The sequence below is a fragment of the Streptosporangium sp. NPDC020072 genome (genome assembly GCF_040631445.1).
Lineage (GTDB): Bacteria > Actinomycetota > Actinomycetes > Streptosporangiales > Streptosporangiaceae > Streptosporangium.
Window position 1 is genome coordinate 451,715 of sequence record NZ_JBEYAB010000003.1, and the last position, 14,519, is coordinate 466,233.

At 69.9% G+C, this 14,519-nt stretch carries 14 protein-coding genes; 7 read left to right on the forward strand and 7 right to left on the reverse strand.

From position 1 onward, the window contains the following. The first annotated feature begins 131 nt into the window (after positions 1-131). The 5 genes from ABZ470_RS08515 (at position 132) to ABZ470_RS08535 (ending at position 5,366) form a co-directional block, all read left to right on the forward strand. Positions 132-887, forward strand: a complete 756-nt coding sequence (locus tag ABZ470_RS08515) for an amino acid ABC transporter ATP-binding protein (RefSeq protein WP_352008560.1) — start codon at positions 132-134, stop codon at positions 885-887. A 38-nt stretch (positions 888-925) separates the two neighbouring features. After that, on the forward strand, positions 926-1,741 hold the full coding sequence (locus ABZ470_RS08520; protein WP_352008559.1) for a glutamate ABC transporter substrate-binding protein: 816 nt from the start codon (positions 926-928) through the stop codon (positions 1,739-1,741). Positions 1,742-1,792: 51 nt separating this feature from the next. Further along, positions 1,793-2,461: an amino acid ABC transporter permease gene (locus ABZ470_RS08525; RefSeq protein WP_352008558.1), complete on the forward strand. Its 669-nt coding sequence runs from the start codon at positions 1,793-1,795 to the stop codon at positions 2,459-2,461. Beyond that, a complete protein-coding gene (locus tag ABZ470_RS08530; protein WP_362910838.1) occupies positions 2,458-3,354 on the forward strand; it encodes an amino acid ABC transporter permease in 897 nt (298 codons plus the stop codon). Before ABZ470_RS08525 ends, ABZ470_RS08530 begins: the two co-directional genes overlap by 4 nt. A gap of 134 nt (positions 3,355-3,488) precedes the next feature. Further along, on the forward strand, positions 3,489-5,366 hold the full coding sequence (locus ABZ470_RS08535; protein WP_362910840.1) for a prolyl oligopeptidase family serine peptidase: 1,878 nt from the start codon (positions 3,489-3,491) through the stop codon (positions 5,364-5,366). Between the two features lie 40 nt (positions 5,367-5,406). On the opposite strand, the gene rny is transcribed toward ABZ470_RS08535, so the two are convergent. From rny to recA, 3 genes are all read right to left on the reverse strand, one after another. Further along, complete coding sequence (rny, locus tag ABZ470_RS08540; RefSeq protein WP_352008555.1) at positions 5,407-7,026, reverse strand: ribonuclease Y; 1,620 nt, start codon at positions 7,024-7,026, stop codon at positions 5,407-5,409. Positions 7,027-7,463: 437 nt separating this feature from the next. Then, on the reverse strand, positions 7,464-8,204 hold the full coding sequence (recX, locus tag ABZ470_RS08545) for a recombination regulator RecX (protein ID WP_362910842.1): 741 nt from the start codon (positions 8,202-8,204) through the stop codon (positions 7,464-7,466). A gap of 12 nt (positions 8,205-8,216) precedes the next feature. Beyond that, the gene (gene recA, locus ABZ470_RS08550) at positions 8,217-9,311 is read right to left on the reverse strand and encodes a recombinase RecA (protein WP_352008553.1); all 1,095 of its coding nucleotides are present in this window, start codon (positions 9,309-9,311) and stop codon (positions 8,217-8,219) included. Between the two features lie 292 nt (positions 9,312-9,603). On the opposite strand from recA, the gene ABZ470_RS08555 reads away from it, so the two are divergent. After that, positions 9,604-9,882 carry a hypothetical protein gene (locus ABZ470_RS08555; RefSeq protein WP_352008552.1) on the forward strand — a complete coding sequence of 93 codons (279 nt, stop codon included), beginning with the start codon at positions 9,604-9,606 and terminating at the stop codon, positions 9,880-9,882. Between the two features lie 42 nt (positions 9,883-9,924). Here the strand turns inward: ABZ470_RS08555 and ABZ470_RS08560 are convergent, their stop codons facing one another. Further along, positions 9,925-10,176 (reverse strand): hypothetical protein, encoded by a 252-nt coding sequence (locus tag ABZ470_RS08560; protein ID WP_352008551.1) that lies wholly within the window; start codon positions 10,174-10,176, stop codon positions 9,925-9,927. Between the two features lie 79 nt (positions 10,177-10,255). Here ABZ470_RS08560 and ABZ470_RS08565 point away from each other — a divergent pair, with 79 nt between their 5' ends. Beyond that, entirely contained in the window at positions 10,256-11,731 is a 1,476-nt protein-coding gene (locus tag ABZ470_RS08565; RefSeq protein WP_362910844.1) for a PLP-dependent aminotransferase family protein, read from the forward strand. A 5-nt stretch (positions 11,732-11,736) separates the two neighbouring features. On the opposite strand, the gene ABZ470_RS08570 is transcribed toward ABZ470_RS08565, so the two are convergent. Genes ABZ470_RS08570 through ABZ470_RS08580 form a run of 3 tightly spaced genes read right to left on the reverse strand, consistent with a single transcriptional unit; the run spans position 11,737 to position 14,501 of the window. Beyond that, on the reverse strand, positions 11,737-12,168 hold the full coding sequence (locus tag ABZ470_RS08570) for a MaoC/PaaZ C-terminal domain-containing protein (RefSeq protein WP_362910846.1): 432 nt from the start codon (positions 12,166-12,168) through the stop codon (positions 11,737-11,739). Then, entirely contained in the window at positions 12,152-13,138 is a 987-nt protein-coding gene (locus ABZ470_RS08575) for an amidohydrolase family protein (protein WP_362910848.1), read from the reverse strand. The genes ABZ470_RS08570 and ABZ470_RS08575 overlap by 17 nt, the downstream gene beginning before the upstream one ends. Before the next feature lies 1 nt (position 13,139). After that, positions 13,140-14,501, reverse strand: coding sequence for a TrpB-like pyridoxal phosphate-dependent enzyme (locus ABZ470_RS08580; RefSeq protein WP_362774538.1), 1,362 nt, complete (start codon positions 14,499-14,501; stop codon positions 13,140-13,142). Positions 14,502-14,519: the final 18 nt, after the last annotated feature.

Here is a 14,519-nt window from a genome sequence, read left to right on the forward strand (position 1 = left end):
CCTTTATGCCCGTGGACCTCATCGAGATATGACAGAAAACAACAAACCTTTACCCGGAGTAAGGGGGATGTGATCTGATCGGTACCTCAGGGTTAGCCCGAGGTGCCGATCACGGATTTACGTTGTGTTTCATGACGGAGAACGGGGAAGCGACTCCTCTGGTCGTCCTCACGAACGTGAACAAGCATTTCGGCAACCTGCACGTCCTGCGTGACATCGACCTGACGATCTCCAGGGGGGAGGTCGTCGTGGTCATCGGCCCCTCGGGAGGCGGGAAGTCGACCCTGTGCCGGACGATCAACAGGCTGGAGACCGTCGACGACGGCACGGTCACCTTCGACGGGCGCCCGCTCCCCGCGGAGGGCAGGGCGCTGGCCATGCTCAGGGCCGAGGTCGGCATGGTGTTCCAGTCCTTCAACCTGTTCGCGCACAAGACGATCCTGGAGAACGTCACCCTCGGCCCGGTCAAGGTGCGCCGCCTGGGCAAGGCCGAGGCCCGCGCGCTGGGCATGGAGCTGCTGGAGCGGGTCGGCATCGGCGCCCAGGCGGCGAAGTACCCCGCCCAGCTCTCCGGCGGCCAGCAGCAGCGCGTGGCCATCGCCCGCGCCCTGGCCATGAACCCCAAGATGATCCTGTTCGACGAGCCGACCTCGGCGCTGGACCCGGAGATGGTCCAGGAGGTCCTCGACGTCATGATCGGCCTGGCCGCCGACGGCATGACGATGATGGTCGTCACCCACGAGATGGGGTTCGCCCGCCGCGCGGCCGACCGGGTGGTGTTCATGGCCGAGGGCCGCATCGTCGAGGAGAGCACTCCCGAGGAGTTCTTCACCTCCGCCAGGACCGACAGGGCCAGGGACTTCCTCTCCAAGATCCTTACGCACTAGGGCCGCCGGTATCTCTCAAGGGAAGACGAGGTAGCAGGATGCGTGTACAGCGTGCCGGAACCGTGTTGGTCGCGGTGGCCGCCATGGTGGCCGGGCTCACCGCGTGCGGTGGCGGCAGCGGCGGCGGCAAGTTCGTCGTGGGCATCAAGTTCGACCAGCCCGGGCTCGGCCAGAAACAGCCGGACGGCTCGTTCAAGGGCTTCGACGTGGACGTGGCGAGATACGTCGCCAAGCAGCTCGGCTACCGGGACGACCAGATCGAGTTCAAGGAGGCCATCTCGGCCAACCGGGAGCCGTTCATCCAGCAGGGCCAGGTCAACATCGTCGCCGCGACCTACTCGATCACCGACGACCGCAAGAAGAAGATCTCCTTCGCCGGGCCGTACCTCGTCACCGGGCAGGACATCCTGACCCGCGCCGACGACACGACGATCAACGGTGAGGAGGACCTGAGGAACAAGAAGGTGTGCGGCGCCCAGGGTTCCTCCTCGCCCAAACGCCTGGTCGACAAGTTCGGCGAGGCGTGGAAGAGCCAGTACCTCACCGAGCAGCAGGGCTACGGCGCCTGCCTGCCGCTGCTGGAGAACAAGCAGGTGGACGCGATCTCCACCGACGCGACGATCCTGGCCGGGTTCGCCGCCCGGTCGCCGGGCAAGTTCCGCCTCGTCGGCAAGCCCTTCTCCGAGGAGAAGTACGGCATCGGCCTGAAGCTGGAGGACAAGGACACCCGCGAGAAGATCAACAAGGCTCTGGAGAAGATGTTCGCCGACGGAAGCTGGAAGAAGGCCGTGGACGCCAACTTCGGTGAGTTCGGTAAGTTCTTCACCACGCCGCCGACCATCGAGCGCTACTGACCCGTCCCCGGGCCGGGGCGCGTCCCGGCCCGGGTTCCCTGGAGGGAACGAGTGCAGGCACTCCTCGACGAATTCCCGGCCATCCTGAGCGCCTTCTGGCTGACGATACGGCTCACGCTCGCCAGCGGGGCCGCGGCCCTGGTTCTCGGGACGATCCTGGCCGCGATGCGGGTCAGCCCGCTGCCCGTGCTGCGCGGCATCGGTACGGTCTACGTCAACACCCTGCGGAACACGCCGCTGACCCTGGTGATCGTCTTCTGCGGGCTCGGCCTGGGCCTGGTACTGGACATCTCGTTCTCCACGAGCCTGTCCACGAACTACCTCTGGCTGTCGATCATCGGGCTGTCCGCCTACACGGCCGCGTTCGTCTGCGAGGCGATCAGGTCCGGGATCAACACCGTGCCGGTCGGCCAGGCCGAGGCGGCCCGCGCCATCGGCCTGACCTTCTCCCAGAACCTCAGGCTGATCGTGCTGCCCCAGGCGCTGCGCGCGGTGGTCGCCCCGCTGGGCAGCATCCTGATCGCGCTGACCAAGAACACCACGATCGCCGCGGCCATCGGCGTGACCGAGGCCTCGCTGACGATGAAGACACTCTTCGAGGCACACGGTGACTCGGTCGTCCCGATCTTCTTCGGGTTCGCCCTCGGCTTCCTGGTCCTGACCCTGCCGACCGGGCTGCTGTTCACCTGGCTGTCCAGGCGGCTGGCGGTGGTCCGGTGAACGCGCCCTCGTCCGACGTCCTCTACGACGCCCCCGGGCCACGCGCCCGGACGCGCAACACCGTGCTCACGGTGCTGGTCGTCGTGGCGGCACTGCTGGCCGCCTATCTGATGGTGGCCAAGCTGGGTGAGAAGAACCAGCTCGACCCGGCCCTGTGGACGCCGTTCCTGCGGGGCGACGTGTGGCTCAACCTGATCGTGCCCGGCCTGCTGAACACCCTGAGCGCGGCACTGGTCGCCTCACTGATCGCGGTGCCGTTCGGGTTCGTCCTGGGCATCGGGCGGCTGTCCGACCACGCCGTGATCCGCGTCCCCGCGGGTGTGGTGGTGGAGTTCTTCAGGGCGATCCCGCTGCTCATCATGATCTTCGCGGTGATGTACGGCGGGAGCGCGGTCTTCGGGCTGACCGTGACCCCGTTCGCCGCCGTGGTCGTCGGCCTGGTCCTGTACAACGGGTCGGTGCTGGCGGAGATCGTGCGGGCGGGCATCCAGGCCGTGCCGCGCGGCCAGTCGGAGGCGGCCTACGCCGTCGGCCTGCGCAAGGGCCAGGTCATGCGGATGATCCTGCTGCCGCAGGCGGTCACGGCCATGATGCCGGCGATCGTCTCTCAGCTCGTGGTGCTCCTGAAGGACACCGCGCTGGGGTTCATCGTCTCCTTCGAGGACCTGTTGAACGCGGGGGCGCGTGTGCTGCCGTCCAACTTCAACAACCTCATCCCCTCCGTGATCGTCATCGCGATCGTCTACATCATCATCAACCTGGCCGTCGGCGCCGTCGCCACCTGGCTGGAGAGACGCAGCCGCCGAAGCCGCAGGACCACGGCCGCTCCGGTCGAACCCCCCGGGGCGATCGTGGTGTCCGGAACGACCCCCGGCGTCTCCGCGGTCGACTGACGGAGTCCGGGACAAGCTGATCATCACTGTTTGGGAGGCTGCATCAGGTGAGCATGGGAAACGAATTTCCGCACGCCGCGAGGGATGAGGACCATACCGGCGACACGGGACGGGTTATCGGGCAGGATGGCGCCATGTCCCCCGAGCAGGTCGTCCGGCCGTATGCCACCTGGCCCTCTCCCATCTCGACCACGGGTGTCGCCCGGTCGGGGCTGCGCCTGGGGTTCCCGACGGTGTCGGGAACCCAGATGTGGTGGACCGAGGACCGCCCCCTTGAGGGCGGCCGCACCACGATCGTGCGGCAGGAGGCCGACGGCACACGCACGCAGCTCCTGGCGGCTCCGTGGAACGCCAGGACCCGCGTCCACGAGTACGGCGGGCGGCCGTACGCCCTGGTCCCCGGCGGGGGGCTGGTGTTCACCAACTTCGCCGACCAGCGCCTCTACCTTCTGTCCCCCGGCTCCGAGCCCGAGCCCCTCACTCCGGAACCCGAGCACGAGTGCGGCCTGCGCTACGCCGAGATGACCGTCCACGAAGGGCGGGTCCTGTGCGTGCGCGAGCGGCACGACGCCGAAGGACGGGTGAGCCGCTCGATCGTCTCCATCCCACTGGACGGCGGGGCCGAGACGCGCGAGCTCGTCGGCGGGAGCGACTTCTACGCCTTCCCCGCCCTGTCTCCCGACGGCGAACACCTGGCCTACGTCTGCTGGGACCACCCCCGCATGCCGTGGAACGGCACCGAGATACGGGTCACCCGGCTCTCCGACGGCCTGACCAGGACGGTGGCCGGAGGCCTTGAGGAGTCGGTCCTGGCCCCCTCCTGGCGCGACGACCTGAGCCTTTACTTCATCTCCGACCGCTCCGGCTGGTGGAACCTCTACCTGAGCGGCGTCGGCGGCGCCCCCGCGCGGGCGCTCCACCCCCTCCAGGAGGAGTGCGCAGGACCGCTGTGGCAGCTCGGCGGAGCACCCTACGCTCCGCTGGCCGACGGGCGGATCGTCCTGCTGCACGGCCGGGGAGACCTGCGCCTGGGCGTGCTCGACCCCGAGGACGGCACACTGACCGACCTCGAAACCCCCTACGACGGCTGGCACCCGTCCCTGTCGTGCGATGGGCAGGCGGTGGCCGCGATCGCCTACGGCCCGGCGATTCCCCGCGCCGTCGTCCGGCTCGACCCCGCGACGGGGAGCGCCGAGGAGTTCCGGCGCGACGCCACCGAACTGCCCGACCCCGCCTACCTGCCCGTTCCCCGGGCCGTCGAGTTCGACGGCAAAGCCGGGCGCCGGGTGCACGCGATCGTCTACCCGCCCGTCAGCCCCGAGGCCAGGGGCGAGGGGCCCGCGCCGTACGTGGTGTTCGTGCACGGCGGTCCGACCGCGCACAGCATCAGCGCGCTCGACCTGGAGAAGGCCTTCTTCACCAGCAGGGGCATCGGCGTGCTCGACCTCAACTACGGCGGCTCCACCGGGTACGGCCGCGCCTACCGCGACCTGCTGCACGAGCAGTGGGGGATCGTCGACGTCGAGGACGCGGTCTCCGCGGCCGAGTGGCTGTCCGCCGAGGGGCTCGCCGACTCACGGCGGATCGCGATCAGGGGCGGCAGCGCGGGCGGCTGGACGGTCATGGCCGCCTGCTGCGCCTCCGACGCGTTCGCGGGCGGCGTCTCCTACTACGGGGTGAGCGCGCTCGCCTCGTTCGTGACCACCACCCACGACTTCGAGTCCCGCTACATCGACTGGCTGATCGGTGCGGACCCCGCGCTGTACGGCCCCCGCGAACCGCTGGGCATGGTCTCCAAGGTGACCTGCCCGATGCTCCTTCTGCAGGGATTGTCCGACCCGGTGGTGCCTCCGGAGCAGTCTCAGGCCTTCGCCGACGCCCTGGCCGAGCGCGGTATCCCGTGCACCTACCTCACCTTCGAGGGAGAGTCGCACGGCTTCCGCCGCGCCGAGACCCGAAGCACGGCCCTGGCCACCGAGCTGGCCTTCTACCAGCAGATCTTCCACTCCTGACGGCTCCGGCACGCCGGGTGACCCCGCGCCTGGACGACCCCTATCGGGCGAACTCCGTGGCGCGGGACTCCCGGACCACGGTGATGCGGATCTGACCGGGGTAGGTCAGCTCCTCCTCGACCTGTTTTGCCACGTCCCGGGCGATCACCTGGGCCTGGATGTCGTCGATCGCGTCGGGTTTGACCATGACCCTGATCTCTCGGCCCGCCTGCATGGCGAAGACCTTCTCGACGCCGTCGTAGGAGGTGGCGATCTCCTCCAGCCGCTCAAGGCGCTTGACGTACGCTTCGAGGGACTCCCGCCTGGCCCCCGGCCTGCCACCGCTGATCGCGTCCGCGGCCTGGGTGAGCACGGCCTCGACGGTCCTGACCTCGACCTCGTTGTGGTGGGCCTCGATCGCGTGGACCACGTCCTCGTGCTCGCCGTACCGTCTGGCGATCTCGGCGCCGATGAGCGCGTGGCTGCCCTCCACCTCGTGGGTGAGCGCCTTGCCGATGTCGTGCAGGAGTGTGCAGCGCTTGAGCAGCAGAGGGTCGAGCCGGAGTTCGGCCGCCATGATCCCGGCGATGTGGGCGGACTCGACCAGGTGGCCGAGCACGTTCTGCCCGTAGGAGGTGCGGTAGCGGAGCTGGCCGAGGAGGGTGACGAGTTCGGGGTGCATCTCGGTGATGCCGAGCTCGACCAGCGCGTCCTCACCGGCGCGCACGCACAGGTCCTGGACCTCGGCCCTGCTGCGCTCGTGGGCCTCCTCGATGCGCTGCGGATGGATGCGCCCGTCGAGGACGAGCTTCTCCAGCGTCAGCCTGGCGGTCTCTCTGCGGACCGGGTCGAAGCACGACAGCAGGACCGCCTCGGGGGTGTCGTCGATGATCAGATTGACCCCGGTGGTCGACTCGAAGGCACGGATGTTGCGGCCCTCACGACCGATGATGCGGCCCTTCATCTCGTCGCCGGGCAGGTGCAGGACGCTGACGACGGACTCGGCGGTCTGCTCGGTGGCCACCCGCTGGACCGCCAGTGTCACGATCTTGGTGGCGCGCTTCTCCCCCTCTTTGCGGGCCTGGCCCTCGATCTCTCTGACGATCAGGGCGGCCTCACGTTTGGCCTGGTTCTCGATCTCTTTGACCAGTTCGGTCTTGGCCTGCTCGCCGGTGAGCCCGGCCACCCGCTCCAGGACGGCCCTGCGTTCCTGGGCGGCCCGGTCGAGGTCCTCGCGGCGGTCGGCGAGCTCGGTCTCCGTCTCGGCCAGCTTGCGAGCCCGCTCGGCCTGGCGCCTGGCCTCCTCGTCGAGCCGCTGCTCCCGTTCGGCGAGCCGCTTCTCCCTGCGTTCGAGGTCGGAGCGGAACTCCTTGAGCTCCTGCTTCAGGAGCCTGCTCTCGGCCTCCGCCTCCTTGCGCAGCCCGGCGGCGGCCTCCACGGCGGCCTCCGACCTGCGTAGAAGGTCTCCGGCGTCGTTCTCCGCCTTGGCGCGAATCTCGGCGGCCTCCTGCCTGGCCACCTCAAGCTCGGTCTGGATCTCCTCAAGCTGCTCGGGTGAGGGACCGCTCGGCCGTCCCAGTGCTCCGCCGGTACGGCGTAGCAACACGATCAGCGCGGCTATCATCGCCACGGCGAGAACCGCGACCGCGACCGTCAAAGTGACGACCACAACCGAATTCATGCGCGCCCCGCCCTCCTCGCGTTGCCAATAGCAAGACACGAGGCGTCACACGCACGGCACGGAAAGTCCACATGGTGGTATCACCAGGACATATGTTGATCCGGGAGCGACGCCGCATCAGCCCATCCCACCGGCTCTGTCGCCTGCCCGCATCCATGAAGCTTGTTCGTCCGCAATTTACCGTTATGACAATCCGCGCTGCGCGGAGTAACTCCTCACTGCCGTCGAGGTTAAGCGTCAAAGAGGTAACGGGCAAGCAAAGGCGCACCGGGAAACACTCGAACGTGAAGCGACCCCCCTTTCCCCCGTACGGCACGGCCGCAGGACGCACCGGCTCGCCGGCCGCTCAGGTTTCGCCGACGGCGACGACACCCGTCAGGACCGGGGCGGCGGCCGTACGGAATGGGGAGGGGCGCCTGGGGCCACCGGCTCCCGGGTCAATCCTCTGAATAGTCGTGTTCGTCCATGGAAGAGGGTGAGGAGGGGAAATTGTCCGCCTCCTCGCTCTCCAAAGCCTCACGGATCACCCGGAAGGCCAGCCCGGGGCCGTAGCCCTTTCTGGCGAGCATGCCCGCCAGCCTGCGGGTCCTGACCGCGGGATCCAGACCACGGGTCGAGGACAGTCTGCGCGTGACCAGGGCGCGTGCCGTCTCGGCCTCCCGCTCGGGGTCGAGCCGTTCGACCGCGTCCTTGACGATGTCCTCGTCGACCCCTCGGTGGCGCAGCTCCGAGGCGAGCGCCTTCCTGGCCAGCCCCCGCCCCGTGTGACGGGAGCTCACCCACGCCTCGGCGAACGCCTCGTCGTCGATGAGACCGACCTCGGAGAAACGCTCCAGCACCGCCTCGGCGGCCTCCTGCGGCACCTCGCGCCGCTGGAGCGCCTCGGCGAGCTGGGCCCGAGTGCGCGGCGCCATGGTCAGCAGCCGCAGGCAGATCGCCCGCGCCACCGCCTGCGGATCGGCGTCGGGCCCCCGGGCCGCCACCGACCCCTCGGCCGGACCGTCGGGCAGGAGACCGTCCCCCTCCCCCGCGCGCCTGGCGCGCCTCCCCTGGGCACGCGTGCCCCGGGAGGAGCCCCGGCCGCGCCGGTCCCGCCGGGTGTCCTCCGAGTCGGGCCAGGCACCCCAGTCTCGCGGCCCGGCCTCACCCGCCGGACCGGAATCAGGTCCCGTCGTCATCGGTCAGCCGGATCAGGCGTCGCCCGGCTTGGGGGTCGAGGCCTTGGAGCCACGGCCGGAGGAGGCGGCGGGGGCCGGAGCGGCGGGCGGCGGGGTGGCCGGGCTGTCCAGGCGGGGGCCGATGCCGAGCTTCTCCTTGATCTTCTTCTCGATCTCGTTGGCGATGTCGGGGTGGTTCTTCAGGAAGTTACGGGCGTTCTCCTTACCCTGGCCGAGCTGGTCGCCCTCGTAGGTGTACCAAGCGCCGGACTTGCGGACGAAGCCGTGCTCGACACCCATGTCGATCAGGCCGCCCTCGCGGGAGATGCCGACGCCGTAGAGGATGTCGAAGTCGGCCACGCGGAAGGGCGGAGCCATCTTGTTCTTGACGACCTTCACCCGGGTGCGGTTGCCGACCGCCTCGGTGCCGTCCTTCAGCGTCTCGATGCGGCGGATGTCGAGACGGACCGAGGCGTAGAACTTCAGCGCCTTTCCACCGGTCGTGGTCTCGGGCGAGCCGAACATGACGCCGATCTTCTCGCGGAGCTGGTTGATGAAGATCGCGGTGGTGCCGGTGTTGTTGAGCGCGCCCGCGACCTTGCGCAGCGCCTGGGACATCAGGCGGGCCTGGAGGCCGACGTGGCTGTCGCCCATCTCGCCCTCGATCTCGGCCTTCGGCACCAGGGCCGCGACCGAGTCGATGACCAGCAGGTCGATGGCGCCGGAACGGATCAGCATGTCGGCGATCTCGAGCGCCTGCTCACCGGTGTCGGGCTGGGAGACCAGCAGCGCGTCGGTGTCGACACCGAGCTTCTTGGCGTACTCGGGGTCGAGGGCGTGCTCGGCGTCGATGAAGGCCGCGATGCCGCCGGCCCGCTGGGCGTTGGCCACGGCGTGCAGGGCGACCGTGGTCTTACCGGAGGACTCGGGACCGTAGACCTCGATGATGCGGCCCCTCGGGAAACCGCCGATGCCGAGGGCGACGTCGAGCGCGATGGAACTGGTCGGGATCACCTCGATGGGCGCACGTGCCTCGTCACCGAGTCGCATGACGGAGCCCTTGCCGAACTGCCGCTCGATCTGGGCGAGGGCGGTCTCAAGCGCCTTCTCGCGGTCGTTAGCTGCCATGGGAGCCCCCCTGGAGGGTCGCGGGTTGGATCGGTTGCCAGAAAGCTACGGGGTGCCACCGACATTTTCCGGAGAGCACGCCGAGGAGCGTCAGCGCGTCCAATATAGCCGAACGACTGTTCGAGCGAGGCCGGACGACTGTTCGAGCGAGGCCGGACGACAGCGCATGTTCCGGGGCGTGCGGGACGACCCACCCCATCCGGAAGGCGATATTTCCGAGAATTCCCCCATGCCTGTTGTCAGGGGGCTGACCTGGGGCGATCCTGGGGGCAGCCGACTCTGAGGTGCCGACGTGACCAGCACGTTCAGCCAGCAACGCCTGACCTACCTTGGGTCTCTGTCCGCCGAGCTGTCGCGGCAGGGGCTGGCCAGCCGCATGGTCGGCGGGGACGACCCGGTGCTGTGGGTGTGGCATCCGGAGAGCCTGAGACAGACGATCGTCTTCGCCACCCCGGCCGGAGACGGATGGCTCTTCCTGTGGTCCCCCGACGGCCGGGAGAAGGCAGGGGACCCCCGCGGGACCGCGGAGTCCCTCGACCGGCTGCTGAGCGCCCCCGACCCCGGCCCCTGATCCGCGCACGGCGAAACGCCGCCGCCCGGGGGGCCGGAGAACCTACGGGTGACGCACGCCGACCGTCCCGCGCGGGCCGGACGCCCTTACCTCCGTCGCCCTCCGCCGTGGCGTACGTCGTCCGGCCCGCGCCCGCCCGGTCTGCCTGCCGGTTACGGCGGTGACGACCGCGCGCTCCGGCGGATAGGGATCGGCGGGTTTCCAGTCCCGGCCGTCACGGGTGTCCGCGCCGAAACGCGGCACAACCACGGCCAGGAACACGGCCGCGGCCAGGAAAAAGAGAAAATTGGTCATTTTCCAGTCCACTTCCATTGCCCACTGCGTCCATTCTTGGCACCCTTGGCACAAGTGGCCAGATCCAGTAGAGGGAAAAATGGACCGTATTTCCACCGAGCGTGACATCGTCGCGCTTCTCGGTGACTGGGCGTCGGGCCGAGGCCCTCTCTATCGCAAGCTCGCGGACGCGCTGGCGCAGGCCGTCGAGGACGGCCTGCTCCTCCCCGACGACCGGCTGCCCTCCGAGCGCGGGCTGGCCGACGCGCTCCAGGTGAGCAGGGCGACCGTGGTCGCGGCCTACCAGGAGCTGCGGGGCGCGGGCCTGCTGTCGAGCCGGCAGGGAAGCGGCACCAGGATCGCCTCGGACGTCAAGGTGCGCAGGCCGACCGCCGACGGGCGGGTGCCCGGTGGCACCGCGATGACCATCTTCCAGCGGCTGATCGACGGCCCCGGCGAGCTGATCTCCGTCGCGGTCGCGGCGGGCGGGGCTGCGCCCGAGCTGGCCGTCGCGCTGCGCGAGCTGGTCCGCGACGACCTGGACGACCTGCTTTCCGGGCCCGGCTACCATCCCTCCGGGCTTCCTGAGCTGCGTGAGGCGATCGCGGGTTACCTGACGAGGAACGGCCTGCCGACCGCGCACGACGAGATCGTGGTGACGACGGGCGCGCACCAGGGCCTGGTCCTGGTGACCGAGCTGTACGTCAGCCAGGGGGCGACGGTGCTGGTCGAGTCGCCCAACTGGCCCGGTTGCCTGGACGTGTTCCGCTCCGCCGGGGCGCGCCTGGTGACCGTACCGCTCGACGAGGAGGGGCCTGAGATCCACACGCTCGGCGCCATGTTGCGGGAGCGCAAACCCTCGCTCCTCTATCTCATGCCGACCTACCACAACCCGACCGGGGTGCTCATGTCGGCGGCGCGCAGGCGCAGGATCGCGGAACTGGCCGCCGAGCACGAAGTGCCCGTCCTTGAGGACAACGCCTACATGACCTACCACGCGGAACCGGGGGCCGTACCCGCGCCGCTCGCGGCCTACGCGCCGCCCGGCACGGAGATGCTCTCGCTCGGCTCGCTCGCCAAGGCCGTCTGGGGCGGCCTGCGCATCGGGTGGGTCCGCGGGCCCGCCGAGATCGTGCAGCGGCTCTCCCGGCGCAAGGTCCTCGCCGACATCGGCAGCCCGGTGATCGACCAGGCCCTCGCGGCCAGGCTGATGCCCCGCCTCGACCGGATCCTCGCCGAACGGGCCAAGGAGCTCGGCCTGCAGCTCGACCACATCGACGCCCTGCTGCGGGACCGGCTGCCGAGCTGGCGCTGGCGTCGCCCCGACGGCGGCGGCGCCCTGTGGGTCGAGCTGCCCGGTGTCGACGCCATGGCCTTCGCCCAGGTCGCCGTACGGCACGGCGTCGACGTGGTGCCCGGAGCCGTGATGGACCCGGACGGCGGGCACACCAACCACATCAGGCTGCCCTTCACCTTCTCCCCCGAGATCCTCGACGAACTCGTCCACCGGCTCGCCCGTGCCTGGTCGGAGATCGCCAGGCACGGGCCCGCGCCCGCCGTACAGGTCGTGGTCTGAGACGGCTAGGGGTTCGCGGCCTGGCGTCTGCGCATCAGGCCGTAGATCATGATCCGCATGACGGGCCGTTCCCGGTCGTCGAGGAACTCCCCGCGCTGCTGGAGGATCCCGCAGTCGGGCCTGGACAGGGAGGCCGCGAGCCCGACGACCGTCACCCGGCCGGTCAGGACGTCCCCCGGTCTGACCGGCCGCAGCCAGCGCAGCTCGTCCACGCCCGGGGAGACCTCCGCCTCGGCGTGCAGCAGTACCCCCTCCGTGTAGAGCCTCATGAACGTCGCCGTCACGTGCCAGCCGCTGGCGATGAGGTCCTCGTGGTCGAGGTGACGGGGCTGCGGATCGTACGCCTGGGCGAACCGTACGATCTCCTCGTGGGTGATCTTCTGGCTGCCCAGCTCGAAGACGTCCCCGACGTGGAAGTCCTCAAAGGCGCGCGGCATCGGCGGCCCCTTCCCTTCCCGCCGCGAGCCTGTCCGCCAGGCGGGGGAACAGGGCCAGGGCGTTGTCCAGGAAGGGGATGTCCCCGGCGTCCGCCAGGTGACGCAGGGTCCCGGAGACGACCGCGTCCCGCATGAACGGGAAGTCCGTGCCGAACAGGACGTTCTCCCTGCCGGTCACCTCGGCCAGGCAGGCCAGTGTCGCGGGCGAGGCCGCCTGGGCCGTCTCGTAGTACAGCCGCCGCAGTTCTCCCGCCACGTCCAGCCCGCCCGCCCCCGGCAGTACCCAGGTCGCCGCCAGTTCCAGCCGCCAGGCCAGGAACGGCACCGTGCCGCCCGCGTGGGCCAGGACGAACCGGATGTCGCGGCAGCGGCCGAGGGTGCCGCCGAAGAGCAGGTCGGCGACCGCCCGCGTGGTGTCCATGACGAAGTCGACCAGCGGCGGCGGGACCTTGGCGGCGAACCCGGGCCCGCCGGCGCAGTCGCACCGGTAGGCCGGGTTCGGGTGGACGAAGACCACGGCCCCGCGCCGGTCGAGTTCGTCGAAGACCGGGGCGAACGCCGGATCGCCCAGGTAACGGCCGTCGGCCTGGCTCGCGCTCATGACGACCCCGTCGAGGCCGAGCACGTCGAGCGCGTACTCGATCTCCGCCAGGGTCGTCTCGACGTCGGGCATGGGCAGGACGGCCAGGGCGCCGAACCTGCCGGGGAAGTCGCGCACCAGCTCGGCCGACCACTCGTTCGCCTGCCGTACCAGGGAGGCGGCGCCCTGGCCGAGCGCGGCGTCCGGCAGCAGGATCGACAGGATCGCCGCCCGGACGTCGTTGGCGTCCATCACCCTGAGGGAGTCCTCGACCGTCCACTCGGGGAGGGGGACGCCCGGTGCCATGTGCGTCACCCCTCTCCGGCGCAGCTCGGCGATCAGCGGCGGGTGGTAGCTGTGGTGGTGCACGTCGATCCAGCCGCCGCCCATCTCAGGTCGTCGCGATCTTCGGCAGCCGGCTCAGCGCCTCGTCCAGCTGGGCCTGGGGGATCGCGTAGTCCTCAAGCTGGCCCGCCAGGTAGGCGTCGAAGGCGCCCAGGTCGAAGTGGCCGTGCCCGGACAGACCGAACAGGATCGTGCGCTCGCTCCCCTCCTCCTTGGCCGCGAGCGCCTCCTGCACGGCGCCGCGCAGCGCGTGCGACGACTCGGGCGCCATGATGAACCCTTCGCTCCTGGCGAACCGCACGGCCTCGGCGAACACCTCGTTCTGCTCGTAGGCGCGGGCCTCGATGTAGCCCTGCTCGTGCAGCGCGCACAGGGTCGGGGCGTCCCCGTGGAAGCGCAGGCCGCCCGCGTGGATGGGCGCGGGCATGAAGTCGTGGCCGACGGTGCGCATGGGCAGCAGCGGCCCGAGCCCGGCCGAGTCGGGGTAGTCGTAGGTGTAGGCGCCCCGGGTGAGCGTCGGGCAGGCGGTCGGCTCGGCCGCGATGAACCTGGTCCCCGGCCGTTCCCCGGAGAGCCGGTCGGCCATGAAGGGGAAGACCAGCCCGGAGAAGTTGGAGCCCCCGCCGACGCACCCGACCACGACGTCGGGGTAGTCGCCCGCCATCTCCAGCTGGCGCTTGGCCTCAAGACCGATGACGGTCTGGTGCAGCACCACGTGGTTCATGGCCGAGCCGAGCGCGAACTTCGTGTCGTCGTGGGCCAGGGCGTCCTCGACGGCCTCGCTGATGGCGATGCCCAGGCTGCCGGGCGAGTCGGGGTCCTTGGCGAGGATGTCGCGGCCCGCCTGGGTGCGGCTGGTCGGGGAGGGGAACACCTCGGCGCCCCAGGTGTGCATGAGCGAGCGGCGGTAGGGCTTCTGCTCGTAGGAGGCGCGCACCATGTAGACCGTGACGGCGACGCCGAACAGGCTGCCCGCGAAGGACAGCGCCGAGCCCCACTGTCCCGCGCCGGTCTCCGTCGTCAGCCGCCGCACGCCCTCGTTGGCGTTGTAGTAGACCTGCGGGATCGCGGTGTTGGGCTTGTGCGATCCCGCGGGCGAGACGCCCTCGTACTTGAAGTAGATCTTCGCCGGGGTGTCCAGCGCCTTCTCCAGGCGGTCGGCCCGCACCAGGGGGCTCGGCCGCCACATCCGGTAGATGTCCCGCACCTGCTCGGGGATGTCGATCCAGCGCTCCGGGGAGAACTCCTGCTCGATCACCGCCTGCGGCAGCAGCGGCGCGAGGTCCTCAGGGCGCAGCGGCTCGTGCGTGACGGGGTTGAGGTACGGCGGCAGCGGGGCGGGCAGGTCGGGCAGGATGTTGTACCACTGCTGGGGCAGGTCGTTCTCCGCCAGGATGAACTTCTTCACGGATCTCCCGGTCCTTCC

Bases quoted from the DNA above. Each gene is read 5' to 3' on its own strand.
- ABZ470_RS08560 (WP_352008551.1), bottom strand. From the start codon at position 10,176: ATGACCAATTTTCTCTTTTTCCTGGCCGCGGCCGTGTTCCTGGCCGTG.
- ABZ470_RS08520 (WP_352008559.1), top strand. From the start codon at position 926: ATGCGTGTACAGCGTGCCGGAACCGTGTTGGTCGCGGTGGCCGCCATG.
- ABZ470_RS08570 (WP_362910846.1), bottom strand. From the start codon at position 12,168: ATGCCGCGCGCCTTTGAGGACTTCCACGTCGGGGACGTCTTCGAGCTG.
- rny (WP_352008555.1), bottom strand. From the start codon at position 7,026: ATGAATTCGGTTGTGGTCGTCACTTTGACGGTCGCGGTCGCGGTTCTC.
- ABZ470_RS08515 (WP_352008560.1), top strand. From the start codon at position 132: ATGACGGAGAACGGGGAAGCGACTCCTCTGGTCGTCCTCACGAACGTG.
- ABZ470_RS08565 (WP_362910844.1), top strand. From the start codon at position 10,256: ATGGACCGTATTTCCACCGAGCGTGACATCGTCGCGCTTCTCGGTGAC.
- recX (WP_362910842.1), bottom strand. From the start codon at position 8,204: ATGACGACGGGACCTGATTCCGGTCCGGCGGGTGAGGCCGGGCCGCGA.
- ABZ470_RS08575 (WP_362910848.1), bottom strand. From the start codon at position 13,138: ATGGGCGGCGGCTGGATCGACGTGCACCACCACAGCTACCACCCGCCG.
- ABZ470_RS08535 (WP_362910840.1), top strand. From the start codon at position 3,489: ATGTCCCCCGAGCAGGTCGTCCGGCCGTATGCCACCTGGCCCTCTCCC.
- recA (WP_352008553.1), bottom strand. From the start codon at position 9,311: ATGGCAGCTAACGACCGCGAGAAGGCGCTTGAGACCGCCCTCGCCCAG.